20 protein-coding genes and 1 pseudogene are annotated in these 20,346 nt (G+C 72.6%); 7 read left to right on the top strand and 14 right to left on the bottom strand.

Annotated elements, in window-relative coordinates:
- Positions 1-5 precede the first annotated feature (5 nt).
- Positions 6-932, top strand: a complete 927-nt coding sequence (locus ABGB06_RS03590) for a serine/threonine dehydratase (protein WP_347585171.1) — start codon at positions 6-8, stop codon at positions 930-932.
- On the top strand, positions 881-1,750 hold the full coding sequence (locus ABGB06_RS03585; protein WP_347585453.1) for a BTAD domain-containing putative transcriptional regulator: 870 nt from the start codon (positions 881-883) through the stop codon (positions 1,748-1,750). Before ABGB06_RS03590 ends, ABGB06_RS03585 begins: the two co-directional genes overlap by 52 nt.
- Here ABGB06_RS03585 and ABGB06_RS03580 read toward each other — a convergent pair.
- Both ABGB06_RS03580 and ABGB06_RS03575 read right to left on the bottom strand, forming a co-directional pair.
- A pseudogene (locus ABGB06_RS03580) lies at positions 1,729-2,220 on the bottom strand (ATP-binding cassette domain-containing protein); the annotation flags it as partial. The gene ABGB06_RS03585 and the pseudogene ABGB06_RS03580 sit on opposite strands and share 22 nt — an antisense overlap.
- 152 nt (positions 2,221-2,372) lie before the next feature.
- Positions 2,373-3,398: an ATP-dependent 6-phosphofructokinase gene (locus tag ABGB06_RS03575; RefSeq protein ID WP_347585170.1), complete on the bottom strand. Its 1,026-nt coding sequence runs from the start codon at positions 3,396-3,398 to the stop codon at positions 2,373-2,375.
- 282 nt (positions 3,399-3,680) lie between these two features.
- On the opposite strand from ABGB06_RS03575, the gene pyk reads away from it, so the two are divergent.
- Complete coding sequence (gene pyk, locus ABGB06_RS03570) at positions 3,681-5,114, top strand: pyruvate kinase (protein WP_347585169.1); 1,434 nt, start codon at positions 3,681-3,683, stop codon at positions 5,112-5,114.
- Positions 5,115-5,210: 96 nt separating this feature from the next.
- On the opposite strand, the gene ABGB06_RS03565 is transcribed toward pyk, so the two are convergent.
- The 8 genes from ABGB06_RS03565 to ABGB06_RS03530 all read right to left on the bottom strand — a co-directional run bounded on the left by ABGB06_RS03565 (position 5,211) and on the right by ABGB06_RS03530 (position 12,968).
- Complete coding sequence (locus ABGB06_RS03565) at positions 5,211-6,803, bottom strand: hypothetical protein (RefSeq protein WP_347585168.1); 1,593 nt, start codon at positions 6,801-6,803, stop codon at positions 5,211-5,213.
- Positions 6,793-7,335 (bottom strand): DUF6114 domain-containing protein, encoded by a 543-nt coding sequence (locus ABGB06_RS03560; RefSeq protein ID WP_347585166.1) that lies wholly within the window; start codon positions 7,333-7,335, stop codon positions 6,793-6,795. Before ABGB06_RS03560 ends, ABGB06_RS03565 begins: the two co-directional genes overlap by 11 nt.
- Before the next feature lie 130 nt (positions 7,336-7,465).
- Positions 7,466-8,089 (bottom strand): DUF6230 family protein, encoded by a 624-nt coding sequence (locus ABGB06_RS03555; protein WP_347585165.1) that lies wholly within the window; start codon positions 8,087-8,089, stop codon positions 7,466-7,468.
- A gap of 462 nt (positions 8,090-8,551) precedes the next feature.
- Positions 8,552-9,532, bottom strand: coding sequence for a tetratricopeptide repeat protein (locus tag ABGB06_RS03550; protein ID WP_347585164.1), 981 nt, complete (start codon positions 9,530-9,532; stop codon positions 8,552-8,554).
- 314 nt (positions 9,533-9,846) lie between these two features.
- Positions 9,847-11,547, bottom strand: coding sequence for a methylmalonyl-CoA mutase family protein (locus tag ABGB06_RS03545; protein ID WP_347585451.1), 1,701 nt, complete (start codon positions 11,545-11,547; stop codon positions 9,847-9,849).
- Between the two features lie 69 nt (positions 11,548-11,616).
- On the bottom strand, positions 11,617-11,961 hold the full coding sequence (locus ABGB06_RS03540) for a DUF3817 domain-containing protein (RefSeq protein WP_347585163.1): 345 nt from the start codon (positions 11,959-11,961) through the stop codon (positions 11,617-11,619).
- 64 nt (positions 11,962-12,025) lie between these two features.
- Positions 12,026-12,535, bottom strand: a complete 510-nt coding sequence (locus ABGB06_RS03535) for a MarR family transcriptional regulator (RefSeq protein WP_347585161.1) — start codon at positions 12,533-12,535, stop codon at positions 12,026-12,028.
- Positions 12,536-12,611: 76 nt separating this feature from the next.
- Positions 12,612-12,968: a DUF3817 domain-containing protein gene (locus ABGB06_RS03530; protein ID WP_347585160.1), complete on the bottom strand. Its 357-nt coding sequence runs from the start codon at positions 12,966-12,968 to the stop codon at positions 12,612-12,614.
- A gap of 147 nt (positions 12,969-13,115) precedes the next feature.
- Between ABGB06_RS03530 and ABGB06_RS03525 the strand changes: the two genes are divergently transcribed.
- The gene (locus ABGB06_RS03525; RefSeq protein WP_347585159.1) at positions 13,116-13,592 is read left to right on the top strand and encodes a MarR family transcriptional regulator; all 477 of its coding nucleotides are present in this window, start codon (positions 13,116-13,118) and stop codon (positions 13,590-13,592) included.
- A gap of 65 nt (positions 13,593-13,657) precedes the next feature.
- Here ABGB06_RS03525 and ABGB06_RS03520 read toward each other — a convergent pair whose 3' ends face one another.
- A complete protein-coding gene (locus ABGB06_RS03520) occupies positions 13,658-15,292 on the bottom strand; it encodes a HAMP domain-containing sensor histidine kinase (protein WP_347585158.1) in 1,635 nt (544 codons plus the stop codon).
- Positions 15,285-15,950 carry a response regulator transcription factor gene (locus tag ABGB06_RS03515; protein ID WP_347585156.1) on the bottom strand — a complete coding sequence of 222 codons (666 nt, stop codon included), beginning with the start codon at positions 15,948-15,950 and terminating at the stop codon, positions 15,285-15,287. The genes ABGB06_RS03520 and ABGB06_RS03515 overlap by 8 nt, the downstream gene beginning before the upstream one ends.
- A 130-nt stretch (positions 15,951-16,080) precedes the next feature.
- Here ABGB06_RS03515 and ABGB06_RS03510 point away from each other — a divergent pair, with 130 nt between their 5' ends.
- Positions 16,081-16,977: a PepSY domain-containing protein gene (locus ABGB06_RS03510; protein ID WP_347585155.1), complete on the top strand. Its 897-nt coding sequence runs from the start codon at positions 16,081-16,083 to the stop codon at positions 16,975-16,977.
- Between the two features lie 50 nt (positions 16,978-17,027).
- Positions 17,028-17,486 (top strand): GNAT family N-acetyltransferase, encoded by a 459-nt coding sequence (locus ABGB06_RS03505; protein ID WP_347585154.1) that lies wholly within the window; start codon positions 17,028-17,030, stop codon positions 17,484-17,486.
- Here the strand turns inward: ABGB06_RS03505 and meaB are convergent.
- Together meaB and ABGB06_RS03495 are read right to left on the bottom strand one after the other, a co-directional pair.
- Positions 17,473-18,453 carry a methylmalonyl Co-A mutase-associated GTPase MeaB gene (gene meaB / locus ABGB06_RS03500; RefSeq protein WP_347585153.1) on the bottom strand — a complete coding sequence of 327 codons (981 nt, stop codon included), beginning with the start codon at positions 18,451-18,453 and terminating at the stop codon, positions 17,473-17,475. The genes ABGB06_RS03505 and meaB overlap by 14 nt on opposite strands.
- Entirely contained in the window at positions 18,450-19,652 is a 1,203-nt protein-coding gene (locus ABGB06_RS03495) for an acetyl-CoA C-acetyltransferase (RefSeq protein WP_347585152.1), read from the bottom strand. The genes meaB and ABGB06_RS03495 overlap by 4 nt, the downstream gene beginning before the upstream one ends.
- A gap of 151 nt (positions 19,653-19,803) precedes the next feature.
- Between ABGB06_RS03495 and mce the strand changes: the two genes are divergently transcribed.
- Positions 19,804-20,268, top strand: coding sequence for a methylmalonyl-CoA epimerase (gene mce, locus ABGB06_RS03490; protein WP_347585150.1), 465 nt, complete (start codon positions 19,804-19,806; stop codon positions 20,266-20,268).
- Positions 20,269-20,346 lie beyond the last annotated feature (78 nt).

Genomic DNA, 20,346 nt, shown 5'->3' with positions numbered 1-20,346 from the left:
CCAGGGTGACGCTCACCTACGACGACGTGAAGGCCGCCACCTGGCGGGTGCGCGGCTCGGTCAGGACCGTGGCGCTGGCCCCGGCGGGACCCGACCTGTGGTTCGCGCTCGAGCACCTCCAGCACACCGGCTCGTTCAAGGCCCGCGGCGCGCTGAACTTCACCACGGCCCGGCTGGAGTCCGGCGCGATGCCGGAGGCGGGCATCGCGATCGCCTCGGGCGGCAACGCGGGGCTCGCCTGCGCGTGGGCGGCGCGGCAGCACGGCCTGCCGGCCACCGTGTTCGTGCCCGAGACCGCGCCGCCGGTCAAGGTGGCGGCGCTGCGCGCGCTGGGCGCGGACGTCCGCCAGGTGGGGCGGGAGTACGCGGAGGCGGCCGAGGCGGCGGCGCGGTTCGTGGCGGAGACCGGGGCGCTGGCCTCGCACGCCTACGACCACCCGCTGATCGCGGCGGGCGCCGGCACGCTGCTGGAGGAGATCCGGGCGGCCGGGCCCGACGTCACCACCGTGCTGGTGGCGGTGGGGGGCGGCGGGCTCTTCGCGGGCGTGGCCACGGCCGCCGCGGAGCACGGCATCCGCGTCGTCGCGGTCGAGCCCGAAGGCTGCCGGGCGCTGAACGCGGGCCTGGCGGCCGGCCGTCCCGTGGACGTGCCGGTGGACTCGGTGGCCGCCGACGCGTTGGGCGCGCGCCGGGCCTCGGCGGACGCGGTCCGGCTCGCCGCCAGCCCGCACGTGCGCTCGGTGCTGGTCCCCGACGCGGCCGTCGTGGCGGCGCGCCGGCAGCTGTGGCGGGAGCACCGGATCGCCGTCGAACACGGCGCGGCGACGGCGCTGGCCGCACTGCACACCGGCGCGTACGCGCCGTCCGGCGAGGAGAGGGTCTGCGTGGTCCTCTGCGGAGCCAACACGAACCCCACCGACCTGACGACGTAGCCCACCCGCACCCCCCGGCCGGGGCCGGGACCCGCTGCCCGCGGGACGGAGGGCGCGGACGATCCGCCACCGGACCTCGCGCCGCGGCGACGGCGCTCGCCGCCGCGCCGGCCACCCGGCTGGACGAGCTGCGGCTGGCGGCCAGGGAGGATCTCTGCGAGGCGGAGCTGGCCCGCGGCGTCGGGGCGCGCGAGGCCGCCGCGGTGCTGCCCGAACTGGCGGCACTGGCCGCGGAGCAGCCGCTGCGGGAACGGCCGCTGGCGCTGCTGATGCGGGCCCGGCACGCGGCCGGGCGGCCGGCCGAGGCGCTGGCCGCCTACCGGGACTACCGCGCCCGGCTCGCCGACGAGCTGGGCGTCGACCCCTCACCGGCCCTGGCGGAGCTGCACCTCGCCGTGTTGCGCGGCGAGCTGCGGCCGCCCCCCGGCGCGCCGGCGGGCGACGTCCCGCCCGCGCCGGCCCCACCCCCACCCGGCAACCTGCGGGCCGCGTTGACCAGCTTCGTGGGCCGCGACGAGGAGCTGCGGCTGATCGGCAAACGGCTGGCCGAGGCCCGGCTGGTCACCCTCGTCGGCCCCGGCGGCTCGGGCAAGACCCGGCTGGCCAGCACGGCCGCCGCCGACCTCGTCGGGCACTACCCGGGCGGCGTCTGGCTGGTGGAACTGGCGTCCGTCAGCGATCCGGACGACGTGCCGCGGGCGGTGCTGGCCGCGCTGGGGCGGCGCGTCTCGGGGCTGCTGGACCGGCCGCGCCAGCCGGGCGGTCCCGGGCCGAACGCGCCGGACGCGCTCGGCCGGGTCGTGGGCTCGTCGAGGTAGACCACCTCGGGATGGGCGACCAGGCTGGCGGCGAGGTCGAGCCGCCGGCGCATGCCGCCCGAGTAGGTGCTCGCGCGCCGCCCCGCCGCCTCGGTGAGGTCGAACCACTCCAGCAGTTCGGCGGCCCTGGCCCGGGCCGCGGCGCGGGACAGGTCGAGCAGGCGGCCGATCATCACCAGGTTCTCGGTGCCGGTGAGGTCCTCGTCGACCGAGGCGTACTGGCCGGTCAGCCCGATCCTGCGACGCACCTGCTCGGCCTGCCGCACCACGTCGAAGCCGGCGACCCGGGCGGTGCCGGCGTCCGGCCGGAGCAGCGTGGCCAGGATGCGGACGGCGGTGGTCTTGCCGGCCCCGTTGGGTCCCAACACGCCGAGCACGGTGCCGGGTCTGGCCGCCAGGTCCACCCCGGCCAGCGCGGTGGTCTCCCCGAACCGCTTCACCAGCCCCTCGGCCTGGAAGGCGTAGCTCACGACGGTCTCCCTCTCTCGTCTCGCGATGACGAGACCGAGACTCCCGCGCCCCGCTGTCAGCTCCCGCACAGTCCGCTGACGACGGACCGCGCACGCTGTCAGGTCGCGGGTGGGGGACGGGCCGACCATCCACCCCCGGGCCGGGCCGCGGCCTAGAAGACCGCCTCCGCCTCGTCCATGCGGTTCTGCGGGACGTGCTTGAGCTCCATCGTGGCCGTGGCCAGCGGGGTCATCACGATCTCCGTGCCGCGCAGCGCGGTCATCCTGCCGAACTCGCCGCGGTGCGCGGCCTCCACGGCGTGCCAGCCGAAGCGGGTGGCGAGCACCCGGTCGTACGCCGAGGGGGTGCCGCCGCGCTGGATGTGGCCGAGGATCACGGGACGGGCCTCCTTGCCGAGGCGCCGCTCCAGCTCGTTCGCCAGCCGGTTGCCGATGCCGGCGAACCGCTCGTGCCCGTACTGGTCGATCTTGCCGCGCTCGTACTGCATGGAGCCCTCGGCGGGGCGCGCGCCCTCGGCGACGCAGATCACGGCGAACTTCTTGCCGCGGGCGAACCGGTCCTCGACCATCTTGCAGAGGTCGTCCACCTGGAAGGGCCGCTCGGGGACGCAGACGCCGTGCGCGCCGCCGGCCATGCCCGCCTCCAGGGCGATCCAGCCGGTGTGCCGGCCCATGACCTCGACGACCATGACCCGCTGGTGCGACTCGGCCGTGGTCTTCAGCCGGTCGATGGCCTCGGTGGCGACGCCGACGGCCGTGTCGAAGCCGAAGGTGCGGTCGGTGGCCGAGATGTCGTTGTCGATCGTCTTCGGCACGCCCACCACCGGGATGCCGGCGTCGGCGAGCATCCGGGCGGCGGTCAGGGTGCCCTCGCCGCCGATGGGGATCAGCGCGTCGAGGCTGAGCTTGTGCTGGAACGCCTCGGCGTTGTCGCAGGCCTCGGCGAGCCGGTTCCGCTCCAGGCGACTGGAGCCGAGGATGGTGCCGCCGCGCGCCAGGATGCCGCTCACGGCGTTGATGTCGAGCTCCCGGTAGCGGCCTTCGAGCAGCCCCTTGAAGCCGTCTTCGAAGCCGATCACCTGGTCGCCGCGGTCCACCACGGCCCGGTGCACGACAGAGCGGATCACGGCGTTGAGGCCGGGGCAGTCGCCGCCTGCTGTGAGAACGCCAATACGCATGGGAATGCTCTCCTGCTCCCTGGTGGCTTGCGGGGCCGCCGGAATTCTTTCACGAGCGGCGGTCGCGTTCGAACGGCGCTCACAAAGATGGTGCACGCGCCCCCTGAGTTCCGGTTGTCCGGACGGGTAACCCAGGTGAACGGCATGGTGACGCGCAGTTGTGCGGACTGTCTGCTCTCGACATACCGCCCCAACCGCCCTCGTCCGGGGTACCCGCCGGCGTAACCGGGGAAGACGCTTCCCCATTATTCCGCCTCGGAACAAAACGATAGGATCGCGGGCATGCGTCGTTCCAAGATCGTCTGCACTCTGGGCCCCGCCGTTGACACCTTCGAGAAGCTGAAGAGCCTCATCGAGGCCGGCATGAACGTGGCCCGGTTCAACTTCAGCCACGGCAGCCACGCGGAGCACGAGGAGCGCTACCAGCGCCTGCGCGCGGCAAGCGAGGCGACGGGTCAGCCGGTCGGCGTGCTCGCCGACCTGCAGGGACCGAAGATCCGCCTGGAGACCTTCGAGGGCGGGCCCGTCGAGCTCAGGCGCGGCGACGAGTTCACCATCACCACCGAGGACGTGCAGGGCGACCGGACGATCTGCGGCACCACCTACAAGGGCCTGCCGGGGGACGTCGCCAAGGGCGAGAGCATCCTGATCAACGACGGCAACGTGGCGCTCCAGGTGATCGAGGTGGACGGCCCGCGGGTGCGCACCATGGTCATCGAGGGCGGCGTGATCTCCGACCACAAGGGGATCAACCTGCCGGGCGTGGCGGTGAACGTGCCGGCGCTGTCCGAGAAGGACGTGACGGACCTGGAGTTCGCCCTCCGGCTGGGCTGCGACATGGTCGCGCTGTCGTTCGTGCGCAACGCGGACGACGTGCGGGACGTGCACCAGGTGATGGACCGGGTGGGACGGCGCGTCCCGGTGATCGCCAAGGTGGAGAAGCCGCAGGCCGTGGAGAACATGGACGAGGTCGTCGCCGCCTTCGACGGCGTGATGGTGGCCCGCGGCGACCTGGCGGTGGAGTACCCGCTGGAGAAGGTCCCGATGGTGCAGAAGCAGCTCATCGAGAAGTGCCGGCGGAACGCCAAGCCGGTGATCGTGGCGACCCAGATGATGGAGTCGATGATCGAGAACTCCCGTCCGACGCGTGCCGAGGCGTCCGACGTGGCCAACGCGATCCTGGACGGCACGGACGCGGTGATGCTCTCCGCGGAGTCCTCGGTCGGCCGGTACCCGATCGAGACGGTCAAGACCATGTCGAAGATCGTGACGGCCGCGGAGCGAGAGCTGCTCTCCCGCGGCCTGCAGCCGCTGGTGGCCGGCAAGAAGCCGCGCACCCAGGGCGGTTCGGTGGCCCGCGCGGCCTGCGAGATGGCGGACTTCCTGGACGGCAAGGCGCTGGTGGCGTTCACCAAGTCGGGAGACACCGCCCGCCGGTTGTCCCGGTACCGCGCCCAGCAGCCGATCCTGGCCTTCACCACCGAGCCGGCCACCCGGAACCAGCTCACGCTCACCTGGGGCGTGGAGACGTTCGTGGTGCCCTACGCCAACCACACCGACGAGATGGTCGAGTTGTGCGACGCGGAGGTGCTGAAGCTGAACCGGTACCAGCCGGGCGACACCATGATCATCACCGCCGGCTCGCCGCCCGGGGTGACCGGGACCACGAACATGGTCCGGGTGCATCACCTGGGCGGCCAGGAGTCGGGAGTCTGACCGACCCGGACGCCCGCGACCCACGCAGCGCGACGTCCCCGGCGCCGATGGCGCCGGGGACGTCGATGTGTGCGGCCGGGATGGGCTCCCGGCGGGTCACTCCGTCGGCGTGGGGCCGTCCTGGGTGATGTACGACCGCATGCCCTGCAGGGTGAGCTCGCCCCCGAACTGGCCCGCCTGGGTGACGAGGACGTTGGTGAAGTTGGCGATCGGCAGGTCCAGCGGCGGCTGGTGCTCCGGGTCGAAGACGACCGGGATGATGCCGAACAGGTTGCCCTCCAGGCGCTCGGTGTACATCGTCACCTGGCCGTTGCGGAAGGTCGAGACGGAGCCGGGCTCGGTGCCCACGTGCCGGCGGATCTCGTCCGGGCCGTCCACGATCTGGTGCAGGTCGCCGATGTCGATCTGGTCGGCGGTGAACTTCAGCACCTGCTTGACGGTTCCGTTCGCCGTGGTGACGTTGACGACGCCGTGGTAGTCGAGACCGTAGAGGGTCAGTGACGACGCCTCCAGGTACCAGGGGTCGTTCGGCAGCGTCAGAGCGGTCTCCTCGTCCACGCCCGCGACCTGCTTCTCCTCCGGACAGGGGAACGGTTCCTGGCCCTGCTCGTTCGGGGCGAACGGGTCCTCGGCCGACGGGTCGGAGCCGGCGGCGTCCTCGTCCGCGGCGTCTTCCTCGTCCCGCCCGTCGTTCTGCTCCCGGTCGCCGCCCTCGGACTCCTCGGGGTCGGCGGTCTGCTCGCCGCCACCCCCGCCGGAGGAGCCGGTGCCGCCGTCCGCGGAGCCGCCCGAGCCGCCCGAGGATCCGGAACCGCCGGAGGAGTCGGCGCCGTCGGAGGAACCGCCGTCGCCGCCGGACGAACCGCCGTCCTGCTCGTCCTCGTCGTCGCCGGGGTTCAGCAGGTCCTCCAGGGCGTCGCCGAGCCCGCCCAGCAGGCCGTCGCCGTCGCCGTCGGTGGTGCCGGCGTCCTCGCCCGTCCCCGTGTCGCCGGTCGACCCGAGCAGGTCGGCGTCCGCGGCCTCCTCGGTCGCCTCTCCGGTCGCCTCCCCTGTCGGCTCCTCGGTGGCGTCCCCGGTGGGCTCCTCGGTGGCGTCGCCGCCCGTGCCCTCGGCGGAGCCCCCGTCCGTGGCCGTCGGGTCGGGCTCGGCGGTCTCGCCGCCGCTCTCCGCCTCGTCCGACCCGACGAGGCCCTCGGAGGCCGCGTCGGTCTCCTCGGAAGCATCGGGGCTGGGTTCGTCGGTGGGCTCGGCCGAGTCGGTCGTCTCGTCGGGAGACGCGGTCTCGTCCGGATCCGCGGGCCCGATCTCGCCCTCTCCGGTCGCCGGCTCCTGGTCGTCCTGGTCCGCCGCACCGTCCGAGGCGTCGGCCTCGCCGGTGTCGGTGTCCTCGGCGCCGTCCTCGGCGGGCTCGTCCTGCCCGGCCTGGTCGGGCATCTCCACGCAGGAGTTGCCCGAGAAGGGGTTCTCCGGCTGCGGATCGGCCTTCGCCAGCGGCGAGGTGAACCCGGTCCCGAGGAACACCGCGGAGGGCACCGCGGCGAGCGCCACGGCCTTGCCCACCGGCATGTGCAGCCGCGAGAGCAACGATCTGCGTCGGGCCGCGTGCCGAGGCGACCGTTCGCCGGACGCCTCGGAGGCGTCGGCCGATGTGTCGGCTATGGCCTCGCTCGACTCTTCTTCAGTCGGCACGATGTTTCCCCTTCCCCCGCTCCGCCGCGGCTCCGGCGAAGTCGGCCAGCGCGCTCCCGGTGCCGGGAGTCGCCTCAGGCGCCGCGCCCTCCCCCGTCGGGCCCTGCCCCGCCGCGCTGCCCGGGGCCGCGGCGTCGCCCGGCACCCAGGCCATGCTCATCGCCCCGCCGATCAGCCCGAAGAGGAAGCCCACGAGGAAGCCCCCGAAGTTCGAGACGACCAGGGAGACGATCGACAGCAGTACGGTCGCGACTCCGGCGAACATCCGGACGTGCGGCTGGAACCACACCGTCAACCCCAGCACCACGAGCAACACGCCGATGACCAGCGACCCGGCGCCCGCCGTGGTCGCCATGCGGATGGTGAGATCGCCCAGGGTGACGTCCCGGTACGGGAAGTAGGCGATCGGCAGGCCGGCGATCATGGTGAACAGACCGGCCCAGAACGGGCGCCGCCAGCGGAAGTGCCGGAAGGCCACGCGCCCCCGGCTGAAAAGCGACGCTCTCGTCAGTTCTTCGGTGTGAGTGCTCACGGCACGTACTCCCTGTGGCGCAACGTTTGGGGGTACCTCCCAGGCCCCCATGGCCAGGGATGCACGATACGTTCGGGTGCCCCTGGGGCAGAGGTGCCAGACTCCCCTGCCCCAGGCACGGTTCAGGCCGTCACTCGAAGCACTCGTTCTTGCCGTCGTGCAGGCTCAGGCTCAGGTTGCTGAGCCGGAACGTGCCGGCGGACGTGGCCCACGCGGTCTGCTCGATGTCCGTGAGCGTCACGCTGTCGGCCTGCTGGGCGAAGGAGCCGGCGAGCACGTTCCCCGACGGATCCGGGCCCTTGGTGGTGTCGTCCACGCTCACGCCGATGTCGATGTTCGTGAACACGGCGTCCGCGTCCAACTGCGACACGTCGATGAAGAGGTTCTCCGCGGTGACCGGGTTGTCCGGGTCCGTGCCGGCGGTGATCTTGACCGTCACCTCACCGAGGAACGGTACTCCGGGGATGACCACCGACTGGCAGAGATCCGTGATCTCGGCCGAGTCGAACGCCGACACCGCGACCGGCTCGTGACTCTCCGAACCCGCGGGCGCGACGACCGTGCCGTACTGGACGAAACCCTCGCCCTCGAGCCGGCCGGCCGAAACCTTGAACTCCTGGCCGGACACCGAGAACGACGCGGCCAATGCTCCCTGTGCGATGGCGACGCCTATCGCCGCCGAGGCGGCCACGCTCGGCACCATCACCAGACCGAATCGTCGCCATCTGGTGCCGCCGCGAGGCTGTGACTCCATGACTTTCCTCCTTCTCGGACGAACATCTCCGGCCCTGGCCCACCCATCAGTCGGTAGGCGCATACCCAGCCCGGAGTGGAGAAGCGCGTATCCCCGGTCTGCACCCCGGCGACAGCCACGGGCCACGGGGTTTCCGTGACCGAAACCGGACCAGGCCCCGTGCGAGCACGGGCACCCCCCTGGTCCGGAACCGACGCGTGGCACATCGGCTTGGCTGATCGTGGTGCATCTCACGGCACGACACAAGGCCCGCGTTACTCGCCGGTAATCCAGACGTGCCATGTCCGCGATACTCGACCGCGCGCCTACACGGAGAGTGAAACGGAAGGAGTGCCCCACACGTCAACCAAAGGGACGTAACGCCCGGAGAACGCACGGAAGCGCTTACCGAGCGTCACGGCGGCCGCGTTTACCAAGTTTTGGTAAAACACGGCCGCTTCGAACGCCTGAGAAGCCGTCAGCTCAGAAGAGCACCCGGGCGAGGGCGCCCCGAGCCGCGGTCACCCGCGGATCGTCGGGGCCGACGAGCTCGAACAGTTCGAGCAGACGGACCCGCGCCGCGTCCCGGTCCGCCCCCGCGGTGCGCTGCACGGTGCTGATCAACCGGCCGAATCCGTCCTCGACATGGCCGCCGACCAGGTCCAGGTCCGCCGCCGCCAGCTGGGCCTCCACGTCGTCGGGACGCTCGGCCGCCGCCTTCCTGGTCACCTGCGGGTCCAGCTCCTGCACCCGGGCCAGCAGCTGCGCCTGGCCCAGGCCGAGCTTGGCCTCCGGATTGGCCGGATCGTCGGCGAGCACGTTCTCGTACGCCTGGATCGCGCCATTCAGATCGCCCGAGTCGAGGGCCATGTGGGCGGCGGTCAGCGCCGGGTCGGACGGCGGCTCGGGCGGCTCCGCCTGCGTCGTCTCCCGGGCGGCGGCGGCCTGTTCCGGATCGACCGGGGCTCCGACGATGCCGAAGCGCTGCTCGGCCGCCTGGATCAGCTGGTCGAGCACCTGCCGCACCTGCGGTTCGGGGGCGGCACCCTGGAAAAGCGGCAGCGCCTGGCCGGCGATCACCGCGAAGACCGCGGGAATGCCCTGCACGCCGAACTGCTGGAACAGCATCTGGTTGCTGTCCACGTCGATCTTGGCCAGCACGAACTTCCCGGCATACTCCTCGGCCAGCCGCTCCAGGATGGGGCTCAGCTGTTTGCAGGGCTGGCACCACTCGGCCCAGAAGTCGATGACCACCGGAACCTCGGTGCTGCGCTGCAACACCTCGCTCTCGAACCCGGCCTCGTCGACGTCGATGACCAGCTGGACCGCGCCAGCCGGCTGCGGCCCGCCCGGCTGGGCCGACCGCTGGGCGCGGGCCTGCTCGGCCTTCTGCTTGGCCTCGGCGGCCGCCTTCACCGCGGAGAGGTCCACCGCTCCGCTCATGGACATGTTGCGTGGCTGCATGGCACCAGTCTCCCCCCTTCCACCGTGGTTCCGTAACGCGGCACCTCCCCGGCGCCGACCGGGCGCACCCGGAGGCGCGCCCGGCCCCGCACGGGCCACGGCCCCGTCTGACAAATCCCGCCTGACCGGCGCTATACATCAGACGGAGCCTAGGGCCTGTCGTTTGGATCTTCGTGGATCAGGCCGCGTCGTCTGGCGCCCGACTGGCAAGGCGCCGGATCGCAGCTCGTACTGGGCCGTACTCGCGCGATTCGGCAACGCAGCCAGGTGGGATGCCAGGCGGCGTGGCCCCGCGAAGATCCGAACGACAGGCCCTAGAACCCGGGCGGTTCGGTGTATCCCCCCCATTCGTCGCGCAGCGCCCCGCAGATCTCGCCGAGCGTGGCCTCGGCCCGCACCGCGTCCAGCATCGGCTCGATCATGCCGCGGCCCTCCCGCGCCGCGGCCAACAGCCCGGCCAGCGACGCGCGCACCGCGGCGTCGTCCCTGGCCTTCCGGCGCGCCGCCAGCGCCCGTACCTGCTCGCGCTCCACCTCGTGGCTCACCCGGAGGATCTCCAGCTCGCCGGTGACCGAACCGGTGTGGCAGTTGACCCCGACGATCCGCTTGTCCCCCTTCTCCAGCGCCTGCTGGTAGCGGAACGCGGCCTCGGCGATCTGGCCGGTGAACCAGCCGTCCTCAATGCCGGCCAGCAGCCCCGAGGTGATCGGCCCGATGGGGTGCTGGTCGTCGGGGACCACGCGCCGGCCGCGTTCGATGATCTCGTCGAAGATCCGCGAGGCGTCCTCCTCGATCCGGTCCGTGAGCTGCTCGACGTACCAGGAGCCGCCGAGCGGGTCGGCGACGTTGGTGATCCCGGTCTCCTCCATCAGCACCTGCTGGGTGCGCAGCGCGATCTCCGCGGCCCGCTCGCTGGGCAGCGCCAGCGTCTCGTCCAGGGCGTTGGTGTGCAGCGAGTTGGTGCCGCCGAGGATCGCGGACAGCGCCTCGACCGCGGTGCGCACCACGTTGTTGTACGGCTGCTGCGCGGTGAGCGAGACCCCGGCCGTCTGGGTGTGGAAGCGCAGCCACTGCGCCCGTTCGGTGCGCGCCCCGTAGACGTCGCGCATCCAGCGGGCCCAGATCCGGCGGGCGGCGCGGAACTTGGCGATCTCCTCGAAGAAGTCGACGTGCGCGTCGAAGAAGAAGGACAGGCCCGGCGCGAAGTCGTCGACGGCCATGCCGCGGGACAGCCCCAGCTCGACGTAGCCGAAGCCGTCGGCGAGCGTGAACGCCAGCTCCTGCGCGGCCGTCGAACCGGCCTCCCTGATGTGGTAGCCGGAGACGGACAGCGGCTTGTAGGCGGGGATGCGGCGGGCGCAGTACTCCATCAGGTCGCCGATCAGCCGCAGGTGCGGCTCGGGCTCGAAGAGCCACTCCTTCTGCGCGATGTACTCCTTGAAGATGTCCGTCTGCAACGTGCCGTTGAGCACCTCGGGGGCGACGCCCTGCCGCTCCGCGGCGACCAGGTACATGCAGAAGACGGGGACGGCGGGGCCGCTGATCGTCATGGACGTGGTGACGTCGCCGAGCGGGATGCCCCGGAAGAGGGTCTCCATGTCGGCGGCCGAGTCCACGGCGACGCCGCAGTGCCCGACCTCGCCGAGCGAGCGCGGGTCGTCGGAGTCCCGGCCCATCAGGGTGGGCATGTCGAAGGCCACCGACAGTCCGCCGCCGCCGGCGTCCAGGATCATCCGGTAGCGCTCGTTGGTCTGCTCGGCGTTGCCGAACCCGGCGAACTGGCGGATGGTCCACGTCCGGCCCCGGTACCCGGTGGCATAGAGGCCCCGGGTGAAGGGGAACTCGCCCGGCCAGCCGATCCGCTCGAATCCCTCGTACGTGTCAGTGGGCCGCGGGCCGTACACGGGCTCAACGGGATCGCCGGAGAGCGTGGTGAAGTCGGCGTCCCGGGTGTGGGCCGCGTCGAAACGGGCCTGCCAGCGTCGGCGACCCTCTGCGATGGCGTCAGCGTCCAAGGCATCCATGGCGTCCATGGAGACAATTTACTAGGACGTCCAAATAACTGTCGATCGCACGCGCCGCTGTCAGACCTCGACGGTGGTGCCGTCCCGCCCCGCGTCCGCCCCGGCGACCAGCGGCAGGACCTCGGCGGTGACCCCGCGCTCCACGAAGAACGCGGCGAACGGGATGGTGCCGGAGACCAGCACCCAGAGCAGCCTGCCGAAGGACCAGCGGGCCTTCTGGCCCAGGTCGAAGGCGAACACCAGGTAGACCATGAACAGCAGGCCGTGCGCCTGGGACACCAGCAGCGTGGCGTCCTCGCCCGTGTCGAATCCGTACTTGAAGACCATGCAGGTGCACAGCACCAAAAGCATCACCGCGGTGACGTAGGCCATGGTCCGGTACCGCGTGAGCACACTCCGCTTCATGGAGGAGAGCCTATCGGGTCTTTCCGGGCGTTCCGCGCGTGGCCTCGGAGGATCCCGACACGGCTCAGTCCTCCTTGAAGTCCTGCGCGGCGACCCGCAGCGGCCGGAGCATCGCGAAGATCTCCCGGCACTCCTCGGCGTCGTAGGTGGACAGCCCGAACTCCATCGCCATCAGGTCCCGGGTCGCCGCGTCGCACACCGCGCGCCCCTCCTCGGTGATGGCGGCCAGCGTGCCGCGGCCGTCGTTCGGATTGGGCCGCTTGATGACCAGCCCGGACCTGACCAGCCTGTCCACCGTGTTGGTGACCGAGGTGGGGTGGACCATCAGCCGCTCGCCGATCTTGGACATGGGGAGCTCGCCCGCCTTGCTGAAGGTCAACAGGACCAACGCCTCGTACCGGGCGAACGTCAGGCCGTACGGGCGGACCACCGCGTCCACCTCGGCGAGCAGTATCTGGTGGGCCCGCATGATCGAGGTGATCGCGGACATGGCCGGCGCGGGGCCCCAACGCGCCTGCCAGAGCTCCTCTGCGCGGGCGATCGGATCAAACGGAAGGCTGAGCGGTTTCGGCACGCCAGCGACCCTACCGGCTGGTCGCCCCACGACGGGGGTGCCCACATGCCCCTCGGGCGCCGGGCGCCGGGCCGCGTCAGGCGTCCAGGCGGGCGTTGACCACGCCCTCCCGGCGGGCCCGGGCCGCGATCGCCGCGTCGCCCTGGCTCCGGCGCAGCCGCCGGTCGGCGAAGAACCCGCCGGTGGGCAGCACCGACATCAGGAAGAACCAGGCGGCGGTGCCCAGCGACCATCCCGCGCGCTTCCAGGCGTCGGCCCAGAAGATCACGTAGAGGACGAAGAGGCCGCCGTGCACCGCGCCCATCACCGGCACCGCGTTGAAGTCGGTGGTCCGCTTGAGCACGGAGCAGAGCAGGAGCACCAGGAAGGAGACCGCCTCGGGGACGGACACCAGGCGGAGCCGCCGCAGGGCGCTCGCGGTCTTGAGTTCCATGGAATGCCGCTTTCCGTGGGAAGAGATCTTGTGAACCGATGCACAAACCATTGTGGCAGCCGCGCCGGCGCGCCCGCCGTACGGGGCCCGGCCGGTCCCGTACGGTGCCCGGCCGACCGGGCCGGCCGCTTGGCTAGAGTTCAGGACATGGACGCGGATACCGGCACCGACTGGCTGAGCGAGGCGGAGCAGCGCGCCTGGCGCACCCATCTGGATGTCAGCAGGCTGCTGATGCACCAACTGGAACGGGACCTCCAGCCCTTCGGACTGACCATGAACGACTACGAGATTCTGGTCAACCTCTCCGAGTCCACGGACCGCCGGATGCGGATGAGCGACCTCGCCGCCGCCACGCTGCAGTCCAAGAGCCGGCTCTCCCACCAGATCACCCGCATGGAGCGGTCGGGGCTGGTGCGCCGGGAGCACTGCGACTCGGACAAGCGCGGGCTGTTCGCGGTGCTGACCGAGAAGGGCTGGACGACGATGCGGCAGGTCGCGCCGCACCACGTGGGCTCCGTGCGCCGGCACTTCGTGGACCTGCTCTCGGCCGAGGGCCTGGCGGCGCTCCAGGAGTCCCTGGCCCCGGTGGCCGAGCACCTGCACACGGAGCGCGGCCGCCCCTGACCGGCGCGATGCCCGTCGCGCCCGTCGCACGCGTCGCACGTCCGGCGCCGCCCGGCCGCCGGACGTCACGCCGCGGGCAGCCGCAGCACGAAGAGCGCCCCGCCCTCCGGCGCCCGGTCCACGCCGAGACTGCCGCCGTGCCGCACCGCGACGTCGCGGGCGATGGCCAGGCCGAGGCCGGCGCCGCCGTCGTCCCGGCTGCGCGCGTCGTCCAGCCGGACGAACCGCTGGAAGATGCGTTCCCGGTCCGCCTCGGGCACCCCGGCGCCGTCGTCGGCGACCTCCACCACCGCCTCGGCCCCGTCCCGGCGCAGCGAGACCCGGACCGCGCCGCGGGCGTGCCGCTGCGCGTTGTCCAGCAGGTTGCCCAGCACCCGGGCCAGCTGGCCGCGGGACCCCGAGACGGCGATCGCCGGCAGGCCGATCGTCGCGCTCCGCACCGGCACCGGGCCGCCGGCCCGCCGCTCCAGCTCGTCGCCGACCAGCCGGTCCAGCTCGACCGCACCGGACTGCGGGCGCTCCCCCGCGTCCAGCCGGGCCAGCAGCAGCAGGTCGGCGGCGAGATCCTGCAGCCGCACCGTGTCCTGCACCGCGCCCGGCACGTCGAGCAGCTCGGGGTGGGCCTCGCCGACCTCCAGCTGGGTGCGCAGGGAGGCGATCGGGCTGCGCAGTTCGTGCGAGGCGTCGGCGACGAAGCGGCGCTGCCGCTCCACGGACGCCTCCAGCGCGGCGAGCGTCTCGTTGGTGGTGCGCGCCAGCCGGCCGACCTCGTCGCGGGACGCGGGCTGCGGCACCCGGCGGGAGAGGTCCTCGGAGCGCATGATCGCCACCATCTCCTGCCGGATCCCCTCGACCGGCCGCAGGGCGCGGCGGGTCACCAGCCAGGTCACGCCGGCGACGACGGCGAGCAGCACCGGGAGCCCGACCAGCATCGAGGTGCGGACGCTGTTCACGGCAGCCTGTTCGACGTCCAGGGGCGCACCGGCGTAGACGGTGACGTCCTGCCCGCGCGTGGTGACCGCGTCGACGCTGGCGAAGCGGTACTCGCCGCGCTGGCCGTCCAGCACGGCGGTGCCGTTCGTCACCTCGCCGACCTCCTCGCCCACCTCGCCGGGCGCCAGCCCGCTGTCCTCGCCGTCGGAGTCGTCGCCGGGGCTGCTGTCCTCCCCGCTGCTGTCGTCCGGCCCGTCGTCGTTCGACGTGCCGGTGTCGTCCGAGCCGTCGTCGTCCGAGGTGCCGGTGTCGTCGCCGTCGCCGTCCGAGGTGTCACCGTCGTCGGAGTCGTCGTCGGCGCTGTCGTCCGAGTCGTCGTCCCCGTCGTCGTTGGCCGGATGCCGATACGACTGCGGGGTGGGGTCCGTGCCGCCCCCGTCCCCGCCGTTCGGCGCGGGAATCCGCACCGGAGTGACCGCGTCGGTCGGGGTGCCCGAGATGGCCTCCAGATCGTCGCTCACCGCGATCACCCGGCCCTCGCCGTCGAGCACCTGCACCGGCCCCTCGGCCCCCAGTTCCAGGTCCGCCAGCCCGTTCTCCGTGGCCAGCTGGGCGGCGATCTCCCGGGCGGCCAGCTCGGCCTGCAGGTCCACCTGCTCGTCCAGGTTGTCGCGCAGCATCACCAGCATCAGCAGCCCCGCCACGACCAGGGCCACCGCCACCACCGCCGTCGCGCCCAGGGCCGCCCGGGCCCGCACGCTACCCACGGGGAGCCACCAGCCGGTAGCCGGCGCCGCGCACCGTGACGATCAGGCTCGCGCCCAGCTTCCTGCGCAGCGCGCTGACGTACACCTCCACGATGTTCGGATCGCCGTCGTAGGCGAAGTCCCAGCTGTGCTCCAGGATCTCCGCCTTCGAGACGACCTCGCCCGCCCGGCTGGCCAGATGCTCGAGCACCGCGAACTCCTTCGCCGTGAGGCTGGTCTCCACCCCGGCGTACACCACCCGCCGCGCGCCCCGGTCCACCACGAGATCCCCCACCCGTAGCTCCGGCGCCGCTCCTCGCCCCCGGCGGCGCAGCAGCGCCCGCACCCGGGCCACCAGCACGACGTACGAGAACGGCTTGGTCAGGTAGTCGTCGGCGCCGGTGTCCAGGCCCTCGGCCTCGTCGTACTCGCCGTCCTTCGCGGTCAGCATCAGGATCGGCGTCTCGTCCCCGGCGGCCCGCAGCGCGGCGCAGACCCGGTAGCCGTTCAGGCCCGGCAGCATGATGTCGAGAATGATCAGGTCGTACTCGTGTTCGGTGGCGCGGTGCAGCCCGTCGGTGCCGTTGTGTACCACGTCCACGGCGAAGCCCTCGGCCGTCAGGCCCTGGGCCAGTGACCTGGCCAGTCGGCGTTCGTCCTCCACGATGAGCAGGCGCATGAGCCCAGCTTGGCAAATGCTTCCTGAAGGCGGCTTCAGGAAGCTTCAGCTCCCCTTCAGCAACGGTCCGTCATCGTCGGTCCCATCGATCGGAAACGACCAAGAACCAACGAATGGGGATGAGCTACCCATGAAGCGCAACGTCATCATCGCCGTCGCCGCCGCGGCCGCCGTGATCGGCGGCGGGTCCCTGGCGGGCGCCGCCCTCGGGACGGACGACGGGAACACCGGACAGGCGTCGCAGACCCTGGCCTCCGGCGAGGTCGTCGAGGGCGGCGGCGCGGACGACATCGGCACCGACGACACCGACACCCACTCCGACACCAGCGCCGACACCGGCACCGACGACGCGGCGGGCGACGCGCAGCGGGCGGCCGAGTCCGCCCTGGCCGAGGCGCCGGGCGTGGTGACCTCGATCGAGCGGGACTCGGACGACGGCCAGGGCAACGGCTGGGAGGTCGGCGTCTGGGGCGACGACGGGCAGTGGCACCACCTGCGGGTCTCCGAGGACGGTTCGGAGGTGCTGGTGTCCAGCAGCGGGGGCGACGACTCGGACGACGACGGCGACGACGACGGCTCGGACGACGACGGCCGGGGCCTGGACGACGCCACCGTGAACCTGCTGCGCGAGGACGGCACGCACGTCGGCGCGGCGATCAGGATCGCCGAGGACGAGACCGGCGCCGCGCTTCGGGAGGCGGACCTGGAGGGCGACCACTGGCACGTCGAACTGCGCGGTGACGACGGCACCGAGTACGAGCTGAACGTCGACCTGGCGACGGGCGAGATCACGGGCCAGGAGCAGGAGAACGACGGCGACGACGACGGCAGCGACGACGGCTGGGACGGCGACGACGACTCGGGCACCGGGAACGACGACGCGGACGACCAGAACGACCAGGACGACAACGCCGGTGACACCGACCGGGACGACCGCGACGAGACGGACGACCAGAACGACGACACCAACGACGACACCAACGACGACAGCGGCTCGGACGACCAGAACGACGACCAGGACGACTGACGTCGGACCCGCACCGCGCCTCGCGGCCTCATGGCTATACGATGGGCCGCATGTTTATAGAGGAGCGCACTCCTGACGACCCCGGGCTGGCCCGCCTGCTCGCCGCCGCGTTCGCCGAACTCGTCGCGCGATACGGGCCCCGGGGTCGTTCCGACGTGCTGCCCGACGCGCGCTACCTGGTGGCCGTCGTCGAGGGCGAGGCCGCCGGCTGCGTCGCGCTCCAGCCCACCCCGGACGATCCCGCCACGGGCGAGGTCAAGCGGATGTACGTCATGCCGGAGGCGCGCGGCCGGGGCCTGGCCCGCGGCCTGCTGGCCGAGTTGGAGACGCTGGCCCGGCAGCTCGGCTACCGCCGGCTGCGGCTGGCGACCGGCATGCGGCAGGGCCCGGCGACGGCGCTCTACGAGTCCTTCGGCTTCACCCCCACCCCGCGCTACGGCCGCTATCTGTCCGAGAGTCGCGTGGTGGCCTGCTACGCCAAGCCGCTGACCGGCGTCAGCCCTCGGTGACCCCGGCCACCAGCTCGTCCGCCGCCGCATAGGGATCCAGCGCGCCGGCCACGATCCGTTCGGCCAGCGCGTCCAGCCGCCGGTCGCCGCTGAGGTCGGCGATCCGCTCGCGGAGCGCCGTGACCGCGATCGTCTCCACCTCGCGCGCGGCCCGCCGGGTCCGGCGCTCGGCCAGCACCCCGCGCTCGGCCATCCAGGCGCGGTGCTTCTCCAGGGCCTCGACCACCTCGTCGATGCCCTCCCCCCGGGCGGCCACCGTCCGCACCACCGAGGGACGCCAGTCGCCGGGCGCCCGGGCCTCGCCCAGGCCCAGCATGTGGTGCAGCTCCCTGACGGTGGCGTCCGCGCCCTCCCGGTCCGCCTTGTTCACCACGAAGACGTCGCCGATCTCCAGGATCCCGGCCTTGGCCGCCTGGATGCCGTCCCCCATGCCGGGCGCCAGCAGCACCACCGAGGTGTCCGCCTGGCCGGCGATCTCGACCTCCGACTGGCCGACGCCCACGGTCTCCACCAGGACCACGTCGCAGCCGGCCGCGTCCAGCACCCGGACGGCCTGCGGCGCCGCCCAGGCCAGGCCGCCGAGGTGCCCGCGGGTGGCCATGGAACGGATGTAGACGCCGGGGTCGGAGGCGTGCTCGCCCATCCGCACCCGGTCGCCGAGCAGCGCCCCGCCGGAGAACGGCGACGACGGGTCGACGGCCAGCACCCCGACCCGCCGTCCGGACCTGCGGTACGCGGTCACCAGCGCCGAGGTCGCGGTGGACTTGCCCACCCCGGGCGAGCCGGTCAGGCCTACCACGTAGGCGTTGCCGGAGTACGGCGCCAGCGCGGCCATCACCTCGCGCAGCCGCGGCGAGGCGCCCTCCACGTACGAGATCAGCCGCGCCACCGCCCTGGCCTGCCCGTCCCTGGCCCGCGCCACCAGCTCGGCCACGTCGGGCCCGCGGGCCGCCCCGCCGCTCGTCACCGGCGCGGCACCCGCAGGATCAGCGCGTCGCCCTGGCCACCGCCGCCGCACAGCCCGGCCGCGCCGGTGCCGCCGCCGCGCCGGCCCAGCTCCAGGGCCAGGTGCAGCGCCAGCCGGGCGCCCGACATGCCGATCGGGTGACCGAGCGCGATGGCGCCGCCGTTCACGTTCACTCTTTCGTGAGAGAGGCCGAGGTCCCGCATCGACTGGACGGCCACCGCCGCGAACGCCTCGTTGATCTCGACGAGGTCCAGGTCCCCGACGGTCAGCCCCTCCCGGTCCAGCGCCCGCTGGATGGCCCGCGAGGGCTGCGAGTGCAGCGAGTTGTCCGGGCCCGCGACGTTCCCGTGCGCGCCGATCTCGGCGATCCAGCTCAGCCCGAGTTCCTCGGCGCGCGCCCGGGACATCACGACCACCGCCGCCGCCCCGTCGGAGATCTGCGAGGAGGTGCCGGCGGTGATGGTGCCGTCGGCGCTGAACGAGGGCCGCAGCCGGCCCAGCGTCTCCTCGGTGGTCTCCGGCCGGATGCCCTCGTCCTCCGCGACGACCACCGGATCGCCCCGGCGCTGCGGCACGGTCACCGGCGTGATCTCCGCCTCGAACAGGCCGTTCTTCCTGGCCGCGGCGGCGCGCTGGTGCGAGGCCGCGGCGACCGCGTCCTGTTCCGCGCGCCCGATGCTCAGCAGCGCGTTGAACCGCTCGGTCGACTCGCCCATGGCGATGCCCTCGAACGGGTCGGTCAGCCCGTCGTGCGCCATGGCGTCCAGCATCTGGACCGCGCCGTACTTGATGCCCTCCCTGGCCTTCGGCAACAGGTGCGGCGCGCCGCTCATGGACTCCTGGCCGCCGGCGACCACCACGTCGAACTCGCCGGCGCGGATCAGCTGGTCGGCCAGGGCGATGGCGTCGAGCCCGGAGAGGCAGACCTTGTTCACCGTGAGCGCCGGGACGCTCATCGGGATGCCGGCGGCGACCGCGGCCTGCCGCGCCGGGATCTGCCCGGCGCCGGCCTGCAGCACCTGCCCCATCACCACGTACTGGACCTGCTCGCCGGTGATCCCGGCCCGCTCCAGCGCCGCCCGGATGGCGAAGCCGCCCAGCTCCGCGCCGGAGAACCCGCGCAGCGCCCCGAGCAGCCGGCCCATCGGCGTACGCGCGCCCGCGACGATCACCGATCCCGTGCCGCTTCCCGCCGTCATGCTCCGACTCCCATGTTCCGGCTCCTTCGCCCCTGAGGAAAGTGAACGATGGTTCACTCAAATGTACTGAGCGTGACGCACCGGGTCAGCGGCGCGTCGGTGTGACTCCGCGCACGTTGCGCGCCCCCGCGAAGGGCGGTGCACTGAGGAGATGTTGACGCGCATCGACCACATCGGGATCGCCTGCTTCGATCTTGACGCCACCGTCGAGTTCTACCGGGCCACCTACGGCTTCGAGGTCTTCCACTCCGAGGTCAACGAGGACCAGGGAGTGCGCGAGGCCATGCTCAGGATCAACGGTACCGACGACGGCGCGGCCTCGTACGTCCAGCTGCTCCAGCCGACCAGCGACGATTCCCCGGTGGCCAAGTGGCTGGCCAGACACGGCGAGGGCGTGCACCACATCGCCTTCGGCACGCCCGACGTGGACGGCGACGCCGCCGCCATCCGCGACCGGGGCGTCCGCGTGGTCTACGACACCCCCCGCCGCGGCTCCATGGGCTCGCGGATCACCTTCCTGCACCCCAGGGACTGTCACGGGGTGCTCACGGAGCTGGTCACCACCCCCGGCGCGTCCGCCGCCGGCGCGCCCCCCGCAGACCCGTCGGACCACTGACGCGGGCTCCCCTGCCCGGTAGAGTGGCCGGGGCCGGGGCATGGGCTATCTCCTCGTCCCGCGCTCGGCCGATGATCC

The organism is Streptomyces sp. B6B3 (genome assembly GCF_039871525.1).
Classification (GTDB): Bacteria; Actinomycetota; Actinomycetes; order Streptomycetales; family Streptomycetaceae; genus Streptomyces.
The sequence above is the reverse complement of the archived record's forward strand: the minus strand, read 5'-3'. Positions and strand labels throughout refer to the sequence as shown.

Bases quoted from the DNA above. Each gene is read 5' to 3' on its own strand.
- ABGB06_RS03575 (WP_347585170.1), bottom strand. From the start codon at position 3,398: ATGCGTATTGGCGTTCTCACAGCAGGCGGCGACTGCCCCGGCCTCAAC.
- pyk (WP_347585169.1), top strand. From the start codon at position 3,681: ATGCGTCGTTCCAAGATCGTCTGCACTCTGGGCCCCGCCGTTGACACC.
- ABGB06_RS03555 (WP_347585165.1), bottom strand. From the start codon at position 8,089: ATGGAGTCACAGCCTCGCGGCGGCACCAGATGGCGACGATTCGGTCTG.
- ABGB06_RS03550 (WP_347585164.1), bottom strand. From the start codon at position 9,532: ATGCAGCCACGCAACATGTCCATGAGCGGAGCGGTGGACCTCTCCGCG.
- ABGB06_RS03540 (WP_347585163.1), bottom strand. From the start codon at position 11,961: ATGAAGCGGAGTGTGCTCACGCGGTACCGGACCATGGCCTACGTCACC.
- ABGB06_RS03530 (WP_347585160.1), bottom strand. From the start codon at position 12,968: ATGGAACTCAAGACCGCGAGCGCCCTGCGGCGGCTCCGCCTGGTGTCC.
- ABGB06_RS03525 (WP_347585159.1), top strand. From the start codon at position 13,116: ATGGACGCGGATACCGGCACCGACTGGCTGAGCGAGGCGGAGCAGCGC.
- ABGB06_RS03515 (WP_347585156.1), bottom strand. From the start codon at position 15,950: ATGCGCCTGCTCATCGTGGAGGACGAACGCCGACTGGCCAGGTCACTG.
- ABGB06_RS03510 (WP_347585155.1), top strand. From the start codon at position 16,081: ATGAAGCGCAACGTCATCATCGCCGTCGCCGCCGCGGCCGCCGTGATC.
- ABGB06_RS03505 (WP_347585154.1), top strand. From the start codon at position 17,028: ATGTTTATAGAGGAGCGCACTCCTGACGACCCCGGGCTGGCCCGCCTG.
- ABGB06_RS03495 (WP_347585152.1), bottom strand. From the start codon at position 19,652: ATGACGGCGGGAAGCGGCACGGGATCGGTGATCGTCGCGGGCGCGCGT.
- mce (WP_347585150.1), top strand. From the start codon at position 19,804: ATGTTGACGCGCATCGACCACATCGGGATCGCCTGCTTCGATCTTGAC.